The following is a 17,077-nucleotide window of genomic DNA, read 5'->3' as shown; positions in this document are numbered from 1 at the left end:
GTTCGCGACTGCGGGGCTCGCAGGACCGGCTCACTCCTCGCGCTCACGGTCGCACCACCCACATCCGCTCCCGGGGCAGCCGCAGCCCGACCTGGTCGCCGACCGCCAGGCCGGCGGGTACGTCGATGGCGGTGACCTGCACCGGCTCGCCGGCCACGTCGACCAGGAGGTTGGTGGACATGCCGGTGAACTCCAGCTCGGTCACCCGGCCGGACAGCGCGCCGGCCTCGGTGGCCGAGGCGAGCCCGATGTGCTCGGGCCGGACGGAGACCAGCGCGGTGGCGTTCTCGCGCAGGCCGTGCTCGGCCGGCGCGGCCACGGTCACCTGGTCGCCGCCGGGCAGCGCGACGGTGACGGTCTGCGGGCCGGCGGTGGCCACCGGCAGGCTGAGCACGTTGCTGCGGCCGATGAACCGGGCCACGAACGCGTTCGCCGGCCGGTGGTAGATCTCCTGCGGCGCACCGATCTGCTGGACCCGGCCGGACTCCATGACGGCGATCCGGTCGGACATCGCCATCGCCTCGGCCTGGTCGTGGGTCACGTAGATGGAGGTGGTGCCGGCCTCCCGCTGGATCCGGCGGATCTCCACCCGAGTCTCCTCGCGCAGCTTGGCGTCGAGGTTGGACAGCGGCTCGTCGAGCAGCAGGGTGCGGGGGCGGATCACCAGGGCGCGGGCCAGCGCGACCCGCTGCTGCTGGCCGCCGGAGAGCTGGTCGATCCGGCGGCCGCCGTAGCCGGCGAGGTGCACCTGGCCCAGCGCCTCCTCGACCCGTCGCTTCGACTCGGCCCGGCCGACCTTGCGGATCTTCAGGCCGTACGCGACGTTCTGCGCCACGGTCATGTGCGGAAAGAGCGCGTAGTTCTGGAAGACCATGCCGGTGTCGCGCTTGTTCGGCGGCCGGTGGGTGACGTCCTCCTCGCCGAAGCGGATCCGGCCCGAGGTGGGGAAGTAGAAGCCGGCCACCATGCGCAAGGTGGTGGTCTTGCCGCAGCCGCTCGGGCCCAGCAGGGTGAAGAACTCACCCGCGGCGATCCTGATGTCGACGTCGTCGACGGCCGCAGTGTCGCCGGCGCGCGCGAATCGCTTGCTCACCGACTCCAGCGTGACATCGATCATGATGTCTCTCCTTGCGTCCGGTTACCGGGTCTGACCGGTGGTGGGGTGGGGCCAGACCCGGTCTGGCGGCGTGCGTGACGGGGGCGGGGTGCCGGGCGCGAGGTCGCACCCGGCACCCCGGTGATCAGCCCTTGTTCTTGATCTGGCTGTTCCAGTGGTTGATCCACTCGGTCTCGTTCTTGCCGATCACGTCCCAGTCGACGTCCAGCGGCTTGAGGTTGAGCTGGTTCAGCCACTCCGGCTTCTCGGCGATGTCCACGGCCGGGATCTGGAAGTAGTCCTTGGCCAGGTCGGCGCGGAGCGAGTCGTCGAAGAGGAACTCGATGAACTTCTGCGCGCCGGTGGTGTTGCCGCCCTTGACCGCGGCCAGGCCGTCGACCAGGACCGGGGCGCCGGAGGCCGGCATCACGTACCCGAAGGGCATGTTGGACTGGTTGGCCTGGAGCAGGATGTCCTGCAGGTTCCAGGCGCTGAGGACGCCCTGCTGGCGGGACATCTTCAGGTAGAGGTCGGTCGGGTTGGCCGCGTACGTGCCGGTGTTGGCGTCGAGCTTCTTCAGCCAGTCGTAGCCCGGCTGCGGGTTGCTGCCGTCCGGCGACTGCCGCTGGATCATCGAGGCGTAGATCGACCGCATCGTGCCGGAGGCGGCCACGTCCCGGATGATGATCTTGTCCTTCCACTCCGGCTTCAGCAGGTCGTCCCAGTCCTTCGGGGCCTGCTCCGGGGTGAGGGCCTTGTTGTTGTACATGATGACCTCGGGCAGCAGGATCTCGCCGAACCAGCGGCCCTCGGGGTCCTTGTACTTGGCGTCCATCTTGCCGGCGAACGACGGCTGCCAGGGGTTGAGCAGGCCCTCGGTGGCCCCGGCGGCCAGCCCCTGCTGGGTGCCGCCCCACCAGACGTCGGCCTGCGGGTTGGCCTTCTCGGCCCGGACCCGCTCCAGGATCTCCTGCGCGCCGAGGTTGAGGACCTCGACCTTGCCCTTGTACTCGGGGTACTTGGCGGTGAACTTGTCGACGACGAAGGTGGCGACCTTCTTGTCGCGGGCCGTGTAGATCGTCAGCTTCTCGGTTTCGCCGGCGGCCTTGTCGGTCGAGCCGCCACCGCAGGCGGTGCCGGCGGCGAGGACGGCGGCGAGCGCTCCGGCGAGAAGAAGTCGGCGTCTCATGGGGTACCTCCGAGGGATGTGGGGGAACTACGTTGTTCTGAAGGGAAAGGTCTAGGGGGCGGGTAGCAGGGTGGACAGGCCCGCGGCGGCGGCGGAGAGGGCGTAGCTGACCGCGCCGTGCAGCACGGCCCGGTCGCCGAGGACCGCCCGGCGGACCTCGGTCGGGCTGGGTGCGGCGGCCGACACCAGGGCCTGGAGCCGGTCGACCGCGGCGTCGTCCAGCTCGGCGGCGGCCCCGCTGAGCAGGACCCGGCCGGGGTCGACGACGCAGGCGCAGGAGACGATGAGGCGGGACCAGGCGGCCAGCACCTCGTCCAGGTACGCGGCGGCCAGGTCGTCGGCGGCGGCCAGGTCCACCAGGGCCCGGACCGGCGACTCGGGCCGGCGGCCCGGGGCCAGGGACACCACCTTCTCGGCGATGGCGCTCTCCGACCAGCGGGCCTCGAACGGGCCGATCCCGTCGTGCCCACGGTCGGCCGGGTCGAGGGGCAGGAAGCCCACCTCGCCGGCCGCCCCGCCGGAGCCGCGGCGGACCTGGCCGTCCAGCACCAGGCCGGCCCCGATGCCGTCAGCGACGTGCAGCAGGAGCAGGTCGGCCACGTCCGTGCCGGCACCGGCCGCGTGCTCGCCGGCGGCCATCAGGTTCACGTCGTTGTCGACCACCACCGGCACCCCGAGCCGCTGCCGCACCGACTCCCCTATCGGCCGCCCCTCCACCAGGCCGACCGAGGGAGCGAGCCGGACCGCACCGCCGGAGGAGACGCCGGGAGCGGCGATGGCCACCCCGCGCAGCGCGGGCAGGCCGTCGCCGGCCAGGTCGGGCACCGCCGTGCAGATCAGGTCGACGATGTCGCCGATGAGCCGCACGGTCCGGTGCGCCACCACGCCGCCGTCGCTGTCGGCGATCTCGCAGCTGATCCGGGACGGCTCCAGCGAGACGGCGGCGACCAGCTCGGCGCGGGGGTTGAACTCCAGCATGGCCCGCGGCCGGCCGGCCCGGGACGCGCCCGGTCCGCGCTCGATCAGATAGCCCTCGGCGATCAGGTCGCGGACCAGCGGGGTGAGCGTGGCCGGGCTCAATCCGGTGAGCTCGGTCAGCTCGGCGCGGGAGAGCACCCGCACCTGGCGGGCGGCGGAGATCACGGAGAGCCGCTTGATCTCCTTCGACCGCTCCCGGCTCACCGGGCTCGTCGGTGGCGTCACCACGTCAGTCACACTTCCTTCCTACGGCGAACGAATTATTGAGTCAAGTAACGAATGGGTCTCGGCCGTCCGACGCGACCGTGATGAGCAGCGGAAATGTCGACGAACCGGCCGACACTTCCCGGAGTGGAGCAAGATCCAGAGCGCCCATGGCGGCGAATTACTTTCTTCCGCAAATTAAGAAAGATCTTGCACAGCATTGACGAGCCGCCGCGCCGGTCCCTAGCGTCACCGAGCGAAGGCCTTCCAGTGTGTACGGAGTCCCGTACCGCTGCGTACCCGGCGGCCCGGGGTGCCCGTCGGCACCCACCGTCCCGCCGCCCACCGCCCACCGTCCGAAAGCGACCACCACGTCGACGCCGGCCCGCGTCCGACGTCGCTGGCGGCTGCCCGGACCTCGGCCCAGTCGGAAGGATCCGCATGCGACGCAAGACGTTCCTGCTACCCACGGCGCTCGCCCTGGCCCTCTCCGGGGTCCCGGGCGTGGCCCTCGCCGCGCCCGCGCCCGCCCCACCCGCCGTCGACCTCGACGTGCTCTTCGTCAGCGCCCACCCCGACGACGAGGCGGGCAGCCTCGCGACCCTGGGCCAGTGGAAGGAGCGGTACGGCGCGAAGGCCGGCGTCGTGACCATCACCCGCGGCGAGGGCGGCGGCAACGCGGTCGGCCTCGAGGAGGGCCCACCGCTCGGCATCATCCGCGAGCGCGAGGAGCGCACCGCGATCGGCCGCGCCGGGGTGGAGAACCTGTACAACCTGGACCGGGTCGACTTCTGGTACACCGCCTCGGCTCCGCTCTCGGAGCGGATCTGGGGGCACGACGACACCCTCGCGCAGATCGTGCGGGTGATCCGGCAGACCCGGCCCGAGATCGTGCTGACGATGAACCCGTCACCCACCCCGGGCAACCACGGCAACCACCAGCAGGCCGCCCGGTTCGCCGCGGAGGCGTTCCACGCCGCCGCCGACCCGAACGCCTTCCCCGAGCAGCTCACCAAGGAGGGCCTGAAGCCGTTCCGGGCGGCGAAGTTCCTGCGTACCGGCGGCACCGGCAGCTCGTCCGCCGGTCCGGCATGCGCGTCGAGCTTCGTCCCGACGGTGCCGACCGACCAGGTCTTCGGCGTCTGGGAGGGCACCCCGAGCCGCACCGGGAAGACCTGGGCCGAGATCGAGGTGGACGCCCGCCGCGACTACGTCACCCAGGGCTGGGCCGGTACCGCCGCCGCCCCGACCGATCCGGCCAAGATCCGCTGTGACTTCTACACCCTGGTCGACAGCCGGGTCCCGTACGACCCGGCAGACACCTCCGCCGAGGCGATCCTGCGCGGCTCGGTGCTGCCGGCCGCGCCCGGCGGGCTGCCCCAGGGCACCGAGCTCTACCTGACCACGGACCGGTTCGACCTCGCCCCGGGCCAGACCGTCGAGGTGACCGCGCACGTCCGGGCCCCCCGCGACCGGGCGCTGACCCAGCCCCGGGTCGCCCTCCGGCTGCCCGAGGGCTGGACCGCCACCGGATCCGGCACGCTGCGCGGCGCGGTGCCGGCGGGCCAGGAGCAGACCGCCACCTTCACCGTCACCGTGCCGGCTGCCGCCGACACCAACCAACAGCGGCAGCTCGGCGCGACCCTGACCACCGGGCAGGGCGTCGGGCGTACCGACCGCGCGGTGCGGGTGGTCGCCGACGTGCGCGGCACCCTGGAGCCGCTGCCCGAGGTGGGGATCTTCCGGGACTGGGCCGGCGACAGCGGCTACCCGCAGCTGGACACGCTGATCAAGCCGGTGCTCACCATCGGCTCGGGGCAGAGCCGGTCGGTCCGGGTGGATCTGCGCAACCACGGGCAGGTCGCCCAGCGCGGCCAGGTCACGCTCGGCCTGCCGGCGGGCTTCAGCGCCGACGCGGCCACCAGGAGCTACCCCGAACTGGCCCCCGGCGCGACCGGCACGGTGACCTTCACCGTCACCAACACCGACGCCACCCTGCCCACGGCCAACGAGGGCGGCACCGACGGCGACTACGGGATCACCATCACCACCACCAGCGCCGCCGGCAGCACGGTCGAGACCGGCGCCCTGGAGATCGTCCCGACCAGCGAGGTGCCGCACGCCGGGGCCGGGCACGCGGTGGACGGGGTGGCCGCCCCCGGCGAGTACCCCGGCCCGGAGCTGGACCTCTCCCGGATCTGGGAGGGCGAGCCCACCACGGCGCGGGACGCCTCGGCGACCGGCCGGATCGCCTGGACCGAGGACGCCCTGAAGGTCTTCGTGCAGGTCACCGACGACGTGCTGGGCCGCAAGGTGGTGCCGCAGGACTGCAAGCGGCAGCGCCGCACCGACAGCGTGGAGATCATCATCGACCCGAAGGGGAACTCGGCGGACACCTCCACCGCGTTCAAGGCCGGCATCTTCCCGGTCACCGACGACCCGGCAAACGGCGACCCACCGTGCTGGCAGCGGGACGCCGACAACCGGCAGGGGCCGGGCGCGACGACCGCGCCGGGGATGACCGTGGTCAGCAAGGTCAGCGCGCCGTACGCCGGCTACACCATCGAGGCGAGCATCCCGTTCGCCGTGCTGCCGGACGCCGTCGACCCGGCCCGGATGGGCTTCAACGTGCTGGTCTACGACTCGGACACCCAGGACCTGACGTCCCAGTCGCGGCTGGGCTGGTCCACCTTCACCGGCGTACGGGCCGACCCGTACCGGTACGGTCTGGTCACCCTGCCCGGGTACACCCCGCCGGCCCGCCAGCCCAGCGCCCCGGTGTTCCCGGACACCGCCGCGCGCAGCGTGCACAGCCCGCAGACCATCGCGCAGGCGGCGACGGACGGGATCGCGCCGGCGGCCGTACCGCGGCTGCCGGTGGGCGCCCTGCGGCTCACCGACGCCCGCGCGGTCGCCGACGGCGTCTCGGTCACCCTGCGGGCCGACCGGGCCGGCACCGCGTACCTGTACGGCTGGGACGGTGACCGGTCCACCGGCGACCGCACCGTGGCCCTGACCGCCGGCTCGCCGGTGACCGTGGTGGTACCGGTGGCCGCCGGTACGCCGACGTCGCTGCTGGCCGCGTTCGAGGCGGACGGCGCGGCGCTCGCCCAGGCGGTCCCGCTGGGCTGAACCGACCGGACGGGCCCCTTGTTCGACAAGGGGCCCGTCCGGTCACCGCAGGCGGTAGACCGCCACCCGGGAGTTCGCGAACCGCGGGTCGGCGAGGCGCCGCAGGTCGGGTGCCTCCGGGGCGACCTCCCGGTCGACCACCAGCCAGCGGACGCCGTACCGGTCACGCAGGGCGGCCAGGCCGGCGGCGGTGGGCGCGGTGAAGGCCGCGTCGTTGGCGCGTTGCCGGGCCGCGTCCCAGAACGGCGCGTACGGGCCCTGCGGCCGGCCGACCATCCGGGGCGCGAACGCCCACCCCTCCACCAGCACCGAGCGCTCCGCGTAGCCGCTGAGCCAGAACGAGCGGGCGTCGCACCAGCCCTCCACCACGGCCCGGCAGTGCGCGTTGGTGGCGAGCACGTCGGCCGGGTCGCTGTGCGCGTGGACCCAGCGGGCCGCCTCGACCCGCGAGGCGGGCATCGCCACCACCGGATACGCCCCGCCGTTCGGGTACGTCCGGGTCACCGCGGCGTCCAGCACCAGGCCCGGCGCCCCGGCGACCAGCACGGCGGTGAGCAGCAGCAGCCCGCCCCGGCCGGCCAGCCCCGGCCAGCGTCCGCGCAGCGCCGGCCAGTACAGGGCCACCACCAGCGCCGCCACGGCCAGCGCGCCGGCCCACCAGAGCAGCGGCAGCACCGGGGCGTACGCCGGGCTGGCGCGCGTGCTGATCGCCGAGCCGAGCTGAACCGCGGTGAGCAGCACCGCGAACCCGGCCGCCCCGGCGCCGAGCAGCCGCCGGCCCCGGGCGGAGAGCGCGGCCCGGTCGGCCACCTCTACCCAGCCCCACGCGGACAGCAGCACCCCGAAGGCGAACCCGGTGCGGGTGAAGTACTGGTTGCTGCTGCCCGGGTGGCCGACGGCCAGATAGATCGCCGGCCCGGCGAGCGCGCCGCCGAGCAGGAACACCTGCACCGGCTCCAGCCGCCACCGGCGGTGCCGCAGCAGGGCCAGCAGGCCGGCCAGCCGGAGCTGGAGGTTGAGCAGGAACGCCACCGCCACCGCCGCCCACACCAGCACGGTGACCGCCGCCGGACGTGCGGTCGGCACGTACGGGCGCAGCCCGGAGAGCGGGTCGAGGGTCACCCCGTGGCTCTCGAAGCCGAACAGCACGGCGGTGGCGAAGAGCTGCGCGGCCAGGGTCAGCCCGGCGGCGACCAGCACGGCCCGGGGCAACCGGCGGCGGGCCAGCAGCCCCAGCGCGGCGGTGACCGCGAGTGCGGCCAGCACCACGGGCAGCGAGCTGGCCTTCGCGCCGGTCGACGCGGCCAGGAAGAGCACCACCAGCGCCCAGGCGCCCCGGCCCAGCGCCGGTACGCGCACCCCGCGGGCCCGGCCGACCAGTTCGCCGAGCGCGGCGATCAGCGGCAGCAGCAGCACCCAGCTGTACGTCATCGACGGGCTGCCCCAGACCACGAAGGTGGCCTGGGTGCCGAAGAGCTGCCGCCAGCCGTTCTCGAAGCCGAACTCCCCGACGGTGAACATCAGCGCGGCGGCCACCACCCCGGCGTACGGGCGGCCGGTGAGCCGCCAACCGACGACGGCGACCAGCACGGCGGCGAGCGCACAGAGCGCGGGTACGCCGAGCCGGAAGAAGACCGTCGGCAGGTCGACGCCGCTGACCAGGCTGGTGGCGGCCAGGTGGGCGAAGCCGAACCAGTGGTAGTGCAGCGGTTCCCCGGCGGCCTGCGGCAGGTCCGGCGGGACCTGGTGGGTGGCCGCCCCGGCGAGGGAGAGCTGAAATGCCAGGTCGAGATACTGGGCCTGGCCCTCGTCGCGGGGCAGCACCGGGTTGACGGCGAGGAACGAGAAGTACAGGTAGAGGGTGAAGCCGGCGACCACCCCGGCCAGCGACCAGGCCCAGCCGGCCGGCGCGACGGTGGCGTAGCGCACCCGCCAGTGCTGGCGCAGCCGGGGTACGGCGGCGAACGGCAGCAGCACGGCGAGCGGCCACAGCCGCAGCCAGCCGGGCACGCCAAGGGCGGTGAACGCCGCCCAGGCGGCCAGCTCCAGCACCAGCCCGACGGCCGCGCCCAGGGCCAGGTCCTCGATCAGGGTGTGTGGCCGGCGACGCAGCGCGCGGAACACCAGCGTGCCGGGGAGCAGCACGGCCAGCAACGCGTACCCGGTCCAGCGGGCGAGCGCGGCGACGGGGGTACCGGCCACCAGCAGCACGGCGGCGACGAACGCGTACCCGGCCACGGCCGGGGCGTGGCGCAGGGCGGCCGGGCGGCGGCGCGGCGCCACGGCCGACGGAGCGAGACCGCCGCTGGCGAGGGCGGTCACCGCAGGCTGTCGGCCAGCTCGGCGGCGTCCGGGCGGGCCGGCTCACCGTCGGCGCTGTCGCTGGCCACCGCGTACGCCGGCCGGCCCTGCACCGCCGTGTAGATCCGGGCCACGTACTCGCCGAGCAGCCCGAGGCAGAGCAGCTGCACCGCGCCGAGGAAGAGGATCGCCACGTAGAGCGAGGGCCAGCCGGTGACCGTCGCGCCGGCGAACCAGGCCAGCACCGCGACCACCACCAGCACGCCGCAGAGCGCGACCCCGACCAGCCCCAGCCAGGTGGCCACCCGCAGCGGGGCGGCGGAGAAGCTGGTGATGCTCTCCGCGGCCAGCCCGGCCATCCGGGACAGCGGGTACTTGGTCCGCCCGGCGGCGCGTTCCCGCCGCTCGTAGGCGACCTCGCCGCCGGCGAAGCCGAGCCAGGGCACCACCAGCCGGAGCACCGGGCTGCGCTCCGGCAGCGCCCGCAGCGCCTCGACCACGGCCCGGCTGAGCAGCCGGAAGTCCCCGGCCTGGGCGGGCACCTGCGCGCCGACCAGGTGCCGGACCAGGCGGTAGTAGCCGGCCGCGGTCCACCGCTTGAACCGGGAGTCCCGGCTCCGGTCGGCCCGGACGCCGTAGACCACGTCCAGGCGGTCGGCGCGGGCCCGGCGGAGCATCTCGACGATCGCCTCGGGCGGGTCCTGGAGGTCGGCGTCAATGCTGACCACGTAGCCGCCCCGGGCGCGGAGCAGCCCGGCGACCAGGGCCGCCTGGTGACCGCTGTTGCGGCGCAGCCGCAGCACCCGCAGTTCGGGCCAGCCGGCCCGCAGCGCCGCCAACCCCGCCGCGGTGCCGTCGGTGCTGCCGTCGTCGACCGCCACCACCTCGTACGCCTCGCCGAGCCCGTCCAGCACGCCGCGCAGCCGCACGGCGAGCAGCGGCAGGACGGCCGCCTCGTTGAACATCGGCACCACCACGGAGAGCGCCGGCTCAGGTGCGGTCACGGCCCCTCCGTTCCGGGCGGCGGCGGACGGCCCGACGCTACCAGTCGGACTGGTCGCGAACGGCCGGTTCAGGGCCGTCGACGCAGGTCAGGTGCCGCAGGCGGTGGCGGGCAGCCCGGTCACCGGCACCGGGGACCGGCCGGTGGGGCGGGCCTTGCCGGCGAGCACCCCGGCCAGGGCGGTCAGCGACGCCCGGCTGGACGAGTAGGTCGCCAGCAGCGTCGGCGACTTCGCGTCGGCCAGCACGTACGGGGTGTCCATCGCCACCGTCACCGCCGCGTCCGCGCGCAGGTCGTCGGCGCTGTCGCCGTACCCGACGAGGTGCACCACGGTGCCGCCGCGCGGCAGCACCCGGACCCCGGCGGCGGTGAGCGCCTGGGTCAGCGCGGCGCGGCTGCGCTCCCGTCCGGCGGAGGAGGTGACGGTGACCGGGCCGGCCACCGGGGCGCCGCACCGGCCGCGCAGCAGGGTGACCGCCGCGGCGGCCAGGTCGGTGGCGGCCTTGCGGTGCTCGGCGCCGGCCAGCGTCGACAGGTCCGGGGCCGGCCGGTCGGCCAGTTTGAACTTCATGGTCAGCACCCGGGTGACCGCCTCGACCAGGCGGGCCCGGGGCAGCGAGCCGTCGCGCAGCGCGGCCAGCAGCCCGTCGTACGCCTGGCCGACGTTCGGGGTCATCAGGATGAGGTCGTTGCCGGCGTTGAGCGCCCGGACCGCGGCCTCCCCCGGCGACCACCGCTTGGCCGGCGCCATGTTCATCCCGTCCGTGACCACCACGCCCTGGAAGTGGAACTGGCCGCGGAGCACGTCGGTGAGGAGCTTGCGGGAGAAGGTGGCGGGCGTGCCCGGGTCGACCGCCTGCACGTCGAGGTGAGCGGACATCACCGCCAGTGCGCCAGCGTCGATCCCGGCGCGGAACGGCGGGAACGCGGTGCGGTCCAGTTCGGCGCGGGACTGGGTGATGACCGGGAGATCCTGGTGCGAGTCGTCGGCGCTCAGGCCGTGGCCCGGGAAGTGCTTCACGGTGGCGGCCACGCCGACGGCCTGCAGCCCCCGGACCGCGCCGGCCACCTGGTCGGCGGCGTTCTGCGGGTCCGCGCCGAAGGAGCGGGAGCCGATCACGGTGCTCCGGGTGGCCAGCACGTCGGCGACCGGGGCGAAGTCCATGTTGATCCCCATGGCGGCCAGCTCGGCGCCGGCGGCCCGCCAGGCGGCCTCGGTCAGCGCCGGCTTCCCGGCTGCACCGGCCGCCATCGGGCTGGGCAGCAGGGTCACCCCGTCGGTGATCCGGGTGACCACGCCGTACTCCTGGTCGGTGCCGATCAGGAAGGGGGCCGGGCCGGCGGGGAGCTGCCCGGCGGCCGCCCGCAGCCCGGTGGTCAGCTCCCGGACCTGCTTCGGGTTGTCGACGTTGGTGGTGGCCTGGTTGCCGGAGGTGGGGTCGTCGGCGCTGAAGCCGACCAGGATCACCCCGCCCAGCCGGTACTTCGCCACCATCGCCGCCGGGGTGTCGACCCCGGCCAGGGCCTGGTTGCCGGCGGCCGACCCGGGCGAGACCTTGGTGGCGGAGCTGCCGTACGCGTACGGCATCAGCACCTGGCCGACCAGGTCCTCGTCGGCCAACGTGCGGACCAGCGCCGCCGCCCGGGCCGCCGGGTCGTCGGCGGACGGGGTCGGCGCCGCGGTCGACGGGGGCGGGCTCTCCGCCGCGGCGGTCCGCGGGCCCCTCGGCTGGTTCGCGCAGCCGGAGACGAGCAGCGCGGTCAGTGCGGCGAGCGCGACGAGGGCACGTCGAGGGGTGGTCGACATCCGCCCATCCCACCAGTTCCCCCCGTACCGGGGCAACTTGACCTTTGTCAGCCGACCCGGGTGAGCAGGGTCACCGGGGCGCCGTCGCCGGCGTACCGGTACGGCTCCAGTTCGGCGTCCCAGGCGGTGCCGAGCGCCTTGTCGAGGGCGTGCGCGAGCGCCTCCGGGGCCCGGGCGGACGCCATGATGCTGCGCAGCCGGTCCTCGCCGAGCTGGATGTCACCGGCCGCGCCGACGGTGGCCCGGAACAATCCCCGCCCCGGGACGTACATGAAGCGCTCGCCGTCGACGCCCGGGCTCGGTTCCTCGGTCACCTCGAAACGGATCATGGGCCACTGCCGGAGGGCAGCAGCCAGCTCGGCGCCCGTCCCCGGGCTACCGGTCCACCCGCACTCGGCGCGCCGGGCGCCGGGATCGACGGGCTGGGCCGTCCACTGCAGGTTGACCGGCGCGGCGAGGACGCGCGCGATCGCCCACTCGACGTGCGAGCACACGGCGAGCGGGGTCGAGTGGACGTATACGACGCCACGCGTTGGCACGGTGACCTCCCGGAGAGCGAGGTGCGTCTTCCCCTACGACCTCGTCCACCCGAGTGGTGTCCGTAACACATGATGACCGGTGTGACGGATGGTGCGCCAGCGAATCGGAAAATTCGCCGCGCCGGATTGGCGGAAATACCCGGGCGGCTGACCCCGTTGACCCTCCTGACGGCGCGATGACCAGCCAGGCATCGAGGTCGTGTACAGTTCTCTGGGCGGTTCTGTGCCGCCGCACATCTTCGCGGGCCGACGCTCACCAAGGCGTCACCCGCAACAGCCCCCGGACGTTTCAGTCCCTCCCGTACGTCTCCAAGGAGTACCTCCGTGGCGAGCAACACCTCTAAGACCGCGCGCGCCTCAGTCCGGGCCGGCCAGGCTGGCCAGGGTGGCGCCCTCAGCGTGCTGGGCGAGTTCAAGTACCTCATCCCGCTCAACGGCGGCAAGCACGCCTACGTGCGCAACCTGACCAACGGCAAGACCGAGCGCCTGCGCACCGACTCCGAGGCCTTCATCGAGGAGATCCGGACGCTGGCCGCCGCCGGCCACGCCGCCAAGGTCCGCGCCGAGATCAACAATCTCGCGGCCGACTACCCGGACCACGGCTGGGACAAGACCGAGAAGCGTCTCGTCGAGGCCGGTGTCTTCGAGGGCTGAGTCCCGCACCGCGACACCACGAACCGCCCGCCGGGTCACCCGGCGGGCGGTTCGTCGTTTCCGGACCCTGGTGGCTGATGCGACCTCGGCCCGAGGCGCCCACGGACGAGGCCGTTACTCCGCCAGCAGTGCGACGTCGCCGGTGGCCAGGTCGTAGAGGGCGCCGACCACCGCGACCCGCCCGGCCGCGACCGGGCCGGCCAGCAGGTCGTCGGCGCGCAGCGCGGCCACCGTGCGCCGGACGTGCCGGCGGACGGCCTCGGGGTGGGCGGACGGGTCGTCCGCGCCGACCTCCTGGACCGCCGGGGCGATCTGGTCCACCACATACGCCAGCGAGCCGCCCGGCCGCTCGCCGGTGCGCAGCGCCTCCACCGCCGAGCCGACCGCCCCGCACCGCTCGTGTCCGAGCACCATCACCAGGGGCACGCCGAGCTGCCCCACCACGTACTCGATGGAGCCGAGCACCGCGCGGTCCAGCACGTGCGCCCCGGTACGGATCACGCAGATCGAGCCGAACGTCTGGTCGAAGATCGCCTCCAGCGGCACCCGCGAGTCGATGCAGCCCAGCACCACCGCGTACGGCTGCTGGTCGCCGGAGGCGACGGCCGCGGCCGCGGTGACGTCGTGGCCGTGCACCGGCTGGCCGCTGACGAACCGACGGTTGCCGGCCAACAGCTCGGCCAGGGCGGTACGCGGCGTCCGGGCGGCTCCGGCGGCCGGTGTCGGGCTGGGCGACAGCATGCCTTTCAGCCTGGTCGCTGATCCGACCGTGCGCGGGGTGGTCGGGAATCTTCTCCGCGACACGGTTGGCGTGCTGTCATGGCGGGTAGCCGGTTGTTACCGCCGGGTTACGCCGGTGTGCGGACATCGGTCGGCCCGGGGGAGGTGGACATGCCGGAGCACCTGGAGGTACGGCTGTCCGACGGCGTACGGCTGCACGTGACGGCGACCGGGCCGGTCGACGCCGAGGTCACCGCGGTCCTGCTGCACGGCTGGACGCTGGACGGGCGCAGCTGGCACCGGCAGTTGGCCGAGCTGCGGGCGCGGTACGGCGACCGGGTCCGGGTGGTCACCTACGACGCCCGCGGGCACGGCCGGTCGAGCTGCATGGCGCTGCGTACGGCCACCCTGGCCCAGCTCGGCGACGACCTGGCCGCGGTGCTGGACGAGGTCGTCCCGCACGGGAAGGTCGTCCTGGTCGGGCACTCGCTCGGCGGGATGACGGTGATGGAGTACGCCCATCGCCATCCCGCGCACTTCGCCGCCTGGACCGCCGGGCTGGTCTTCGTGTCGACCACCGCCGAGGGGCACACCCACACCGGCTACGGGCTCTCGCCCCGCATCGCCCGCTTGATCCGGCTCGCCGAGACCACCGGCGCCGGGATGCTCGCCCGCTGCGGCGCGTGGCGTCCGCCGCACGCCCTCCTCCGCGCATTGCGCCCGAGCATCCGCTGGATGCTGTTCGGCGACCGCTGCGACCCGGCCGACATCCGGCTGGTCACCTCGGCGGTGGCGCACGCCTCGCTCCGCTCGATCGGCGGCTTCCGCGCCTCGATCGGTGCCCAGCACCGGCTGGACACCCTGGCCGCGCTCGGCCGGGTGCCGGCCGCCGCGCTGGTCGGGGACCGGGACCGGCTCACCCCGCCGCCCTGCGCCGAGTCGATCGCCGCCGCGCTGCCCAGCACCGAGCTGACGGTGTGCCCGGGCGCCGGGCACATGCTGATGATGGAACGGCCTGACGAGGTGAACGCCGCCCTCGCGGCGGTGCTCGACCGGGCGCTGGCCCGGCCGGCCGCCGAGCCGGCCGCCGAGCCGGTCGCCGAGCCGGTCGCCGAGCCGGTCGCTGAGCCGGTCGCGCCCAGCGGTGCCGGCCTCGCCCGGGAAGCGGCCTGACCCGTGGTGGGAACGCCCAGATAACGGGCAACCGGCACGCGCGGGTGCCGGGCACCGGCATGGCCGCGACAACGGCCGGGAGGGCGGCCCGTACCCTCATTCGGCCAGCCGTACCCGCCGCGTGACCACAGGAGCCCCCGCCGTGAGCGACCAGACCACCCTGGAACGGGAGATCGCCGTGGAGCAGCGGCATCTCGACCGGGTGTACGCCCGGCTGGCGGAGCTGCGCCGGTCGGCCGCCGACGCCGAGCGGGAGGGCTACCGGCTGGCCCGGGTCGGCAACTTCGGCGCGCTGGTGGAACGGGACGCGATGGTCTTCCACGCCGCCCAGCGCCGGTACGTGCTGGACGCAGAGCACGAGGGGCTGGTCTTCGGCCGGCTGGACCTGCGTACCGGGCAGGTGCTGCACGTGGGACGGCTGGGCATCCGCGGGCAGAACGCCGAGACGCTGGTGGTGGACTGGCGGGCGCCGGCCGCCGCCGCCTTCTACCAGGCCACCCCGGCCGAGCCGATGGGCGTGGTCCGCCGGCGCACCATCCAGTCGTCGGCGGAGCAGGTCACCCGGATCGAGGACGACCTGCTGGACCCGGAGTCGGCGCCGCCGGACCTGGCGGTGGTCGGCGACGGCGCGCTGCTGGCCACCCTGTCCCGGGCCACCGGACGGGGCATGCGGGACATCGTCGCCACCATCCAGCGCGAGCAGGACGAGGCGATCCGCTCCCCCGGCTCGGGCGTCACGATCGTCTCCGGCGGCCCGGGCACCGGGAAGACGGCCGTGGCGCTGCACCGGGCCGCGTACCTGCTCTACTCCGACCGGGCCCGGTACGCCGGCGGTGGGATCCTGGTGGTCGGCCCGTCCAGCGTGTTCGTCGAGTACATCGCCTCGGTGCTGCCCTCGCTCGGCGAGGAGACCGCCACCCTGCACTCGCTCGGCTCGCTCTTCCCCGGCATGTCGGCGACCCGTACCGATCCGCCCGAGGTGGCCGCGGTGAAGGGGTCGCTGCGGATGCGCCGGGTGCTGGAGCGCGCGGTCCGGGACGCGGTGCCGGACTCCCCCACCGAGCTGCGCCTGCTCTACCGGGGCGAGTTGCTCCGCCTGAACATGGACCAGCTGGACGCGATCCGCAACAAGGCGCTGCCCCGTGGCGCGCGCCGCAACGAGGTGCGCCGGGCCGGGTTCGACGGCGTCCTCGCCGCCCTGTACGCGCAGGCCCGCCGGCTGCGGATCGGCCGGCTGCCGGAGCAGCCCGCGTTCGAGGACGAGATCATCGACCGGCCGGAGTTCCGCGAGTTCCTGAAGGCCTGGTGGCCCCGGCTGCACCCCCGGCACGTGCTCGGCTGGCTCGCCCGCCCGGAGCGGCTGCGCCGGTACGCGGGCGGTGTCCTGTCCGGGGCCGAGATCCGGCTGCTCACCGAGGCGTACCGGACGCTGGGCCGGGCCGGGCTGACCATCGCCGACATCGCCCTGCTGGACGAGCTGGACGCGCTGCTCGGCAAGCCGGTGCAGCGGGCGAAGCCGAAGCGCGACCCGTTCCAGCTCGCCGGGGGCGTCCGGGAGCTGAGCACGTTCGCCGACCGGCAGCGGGCGGCCCGGGCCGCGGCCCGCGAGCGCCCGGAGGACTACCGCGACTACGCCCACGTGGTGGTCGACGAGGCGCAGGACGTCTCCCCGATGCAGTGGCGGATGATCGGCCGGCGGGGCCGGCTGGCCTCGTGGACCGTGGTGGGCGACCCGGCGCAGACCGCCTGGACCGGCGACCCTGAGGAACTGACCCGGGCCCGGGACCAGGCGCTGGGGCGGCGCCGCCGGTACCGGTACGAGCTGACCACCAACTACCGCAACTCGGCGGAGATCTTCGCGGTGGCGGCGGCGGAGATCCGCCGGCTCTACCCGGACCTGCCGCTGCCCACCGCGGTCCGCTCCACCGGCGTCGAGCCGGTCGAGCTGACGGTGCCTTCCGCCGAGCTGGCGCCGGCCACCGTGGCGGCGGCGCGCACCCTGCTGGCCGAGGTGGAGGGGACGGTCGGCGTGATCACGCCGGTGCCGCGCCGGGACGAGGTCGCCGGCTGGCTGGGCGAGCTGGGCGGCGGCCGGCTGCAGGTGGTGACCAGCCTCCAGGCCAAGGGCATGGAGTACGACGGCGTGGTGCTGGTGGCCCCGAGCGAGATCCGGGCCGATCCGGGGTCCGGCGTCCGCACGCTCTACGTGGCGCTCTCCCGGGCCACCCAGCGCCTCACCACCCTCGACCCGGTGGGCTGACGGCGGCTCCGGCGACGCCCA

11 protein-coding genes and 1 pseudogene are annotated in these 17,077 nt (G+C 74.5%); 4 read left to right on the top strand and 8 right to left on the bottom strand.

Annotated features, from left to right (window positions below; all coding sequences use genetic code 11):
* Window positions 1–43: 43 nt before the first annotated feature.
* The 3 genes from ABZ783_RS06620 to ABZ783_RS06610 form a co-directional block, all read right to left on the bottom strand.
* On the bottom strand, window positions 44–1,117 hold the full coding sequence (locus ABZ783_RS06620) for an ABC transporter ATP-binding protein (RefSeq protein ID WP_357434877.1): 1,074 nt from the start codon (window positions 1,115–1,117) through the stop codon (window positions 44–46).
* A 124-nt stretch (window positions 1,118–1,241) separates the two neighbouring features.
* The gene (locus ABZ783_RS06615) at window positions 1,242–2,285 is read right to left on the bottom strand and encodes an extracellular solute-binding protein (protein ID WP_357434876.1); all 1,044 of its coding nucleotides are present in this window, start codon (window positions 2,283–2,285) and stop codon (window positions 1,242–1,244) included.
* 51 nt (window positions 2,286–2,336) lie between these two features.
* A complete protein-coding gene (locus ABZ783_RS06610) occupies window positions 2,337–3,500 on the bottom strand; it encodes an ROK family protein (RefSeq protein ID WP_357434875.1) in 1,164 nt (387 codons plus the stop codon).
* 408 nt (window positions 3,501–3,908) lie between these two features.
* Here ABZ783_RS06610 and ABZ783_RS06605 point away from each other — a divergent pair, with 408 nt between their 5' ends.
* Window positions 3,909–6,599, top strand: coding sequence for a sugar-binding protein (locus ABZ783_RS06605; RefSeq protein WP_357434874.1), 2,691 nt, complete (start codon window positions 3,909–3,911; stop codon window positions 6,597–6,599).
* A gap of 42 nt (window positions 6,600–6,641) precedes the next feature.
* On the opposite strand, the gene ABZ783_RS06600 is transcribed toward ABZ783_RS06605, so the two are convergent.
* From ABZ783_RS06600 to ABZ783_RS06585, 4 genes are all read right to left on the bottom strand, one after another.
* A complete protein-coding gene (locus ABZ783_RS06600; RefSeq protein ID WP_357434873.1) occupies window positions 6,642–8,921 on the bottom strand; it encodes a hypothetical protein in 2,280 nt (759 codons plus the stop codon).
* Window positions 8,918–9,904 carry a glycosyltransferase family 2 protein gene (locus ABZ783_RS06595; protein ID WP_357434872.1) on the bottom strand — a complete coding sequence of 329 codons (987 nt, stop codon included), beginning with the start codon at window positions 9,902–9,904 and terminating at the stop codon, window positions 8,918–8,920. Before ABZ783_RS06595 ends, ABZ783_RS06600 begins: the two co-directional genes overlap by 4 nt.
* Window positions 9,905–9,991: 87 nt before the next feature.
* Window positions 9,992–11,710, bottom strand: a complete 1,719-nt coding sequence (locus ABZ783_RS06590; protein WP_357434871.1) for a glycoside hydrolase family 3 protein — start codon at window positions 11,708–11,710, stop codon at window positions 9,992–9,994.
* A gap of 47 nt (window positions 11,711–11,757) precedes the next feature.
* Complete coding sequence (locus ABZ783_RS06585) at window positions 11,758–12,249, bottom strand: DUF3145 domain-containing protein (protein ID WP_357434870.1); 492 nt, start codon at window positions 12,247–12,249, stop codon at window positions 11,758–11,760.
* A gap of 324 nt (window positions 12,250–12,573) precedes the next feature.
* Here ABZ783_RS06585 and ABZ783_RS06580 point away from each other — a divergent pair, with 324 nt between their 5' ends.
* Window positions 12,574–12,903: a hypothetical protein gene (locus ABZ783_RS06580; protein ID WP_357434869.1), complete on the top strand. Its 330-nt coding sequence runs from the start codon at window positions 12,574–12,576 to the stop codon at window positions 12,901–12,903.
* Window positions 12,904–13,017: 114 nt separating this feature from the next.
* On the opposite strand, the gene ABZ783_RS06575 is transcribed toward ABZ783_RS06580, so the two are convergent.
* The gene (locus ABZ783_RS06575) at window positions 13,018–13,644 is read right to left on the bottom strand and encodes a carbonic anhydrase (RefSeq protein WP_357434868.1); all 627 of its coding nucleotides are present in this window, start codon (window positions 13,642–13,644) and stop codon (window positions 13,018–13,020) included.
* Window positions 13,645–13,794: 150 nt separating this feature from the next.
* Between ABZ783_RS06575 and ABZ783_RS06570 the strand changes: the two are divergent.
* Window positions 13,795–14,685: pseudogene (locus ABZ783_RS06570) on the top strand (alpha/beta hydrolase); the annotation flags it as partial.
* A gap of 253 nt (window positions 14,686–14,938) precedes the next feature.
* On the top strand, window positions 14,939–17,056 hold the full coding sequence (locus tag ABZ783_RS06565) for an AAA family ATPase (RefSeq protein WP_357434867.1): 2,118 nt from the start codon (window positions 14,939–14,941) through the stop codon (window positions 17,054–17,056).
* Window positions 17,057–17,077: the final 21 nt, after the last annotated feature.

Origin of the sequence: Micromonospora sp. NPDC047738, from assembly GCF_040642675.1 — a bacterium.
In the GTDB taxonomy this organism is placed as follows: domain Bacteria; phylum Actinomycetota; class Actinomycetes; order Mycobacteriales; family Micromonosporaceae; genus Micromonospora.
The sequence above is the reverse complement of the archived record's forward strand: the minus strand, read 5'-3'. Positions and strand labels throughout refer to the sequence as shown.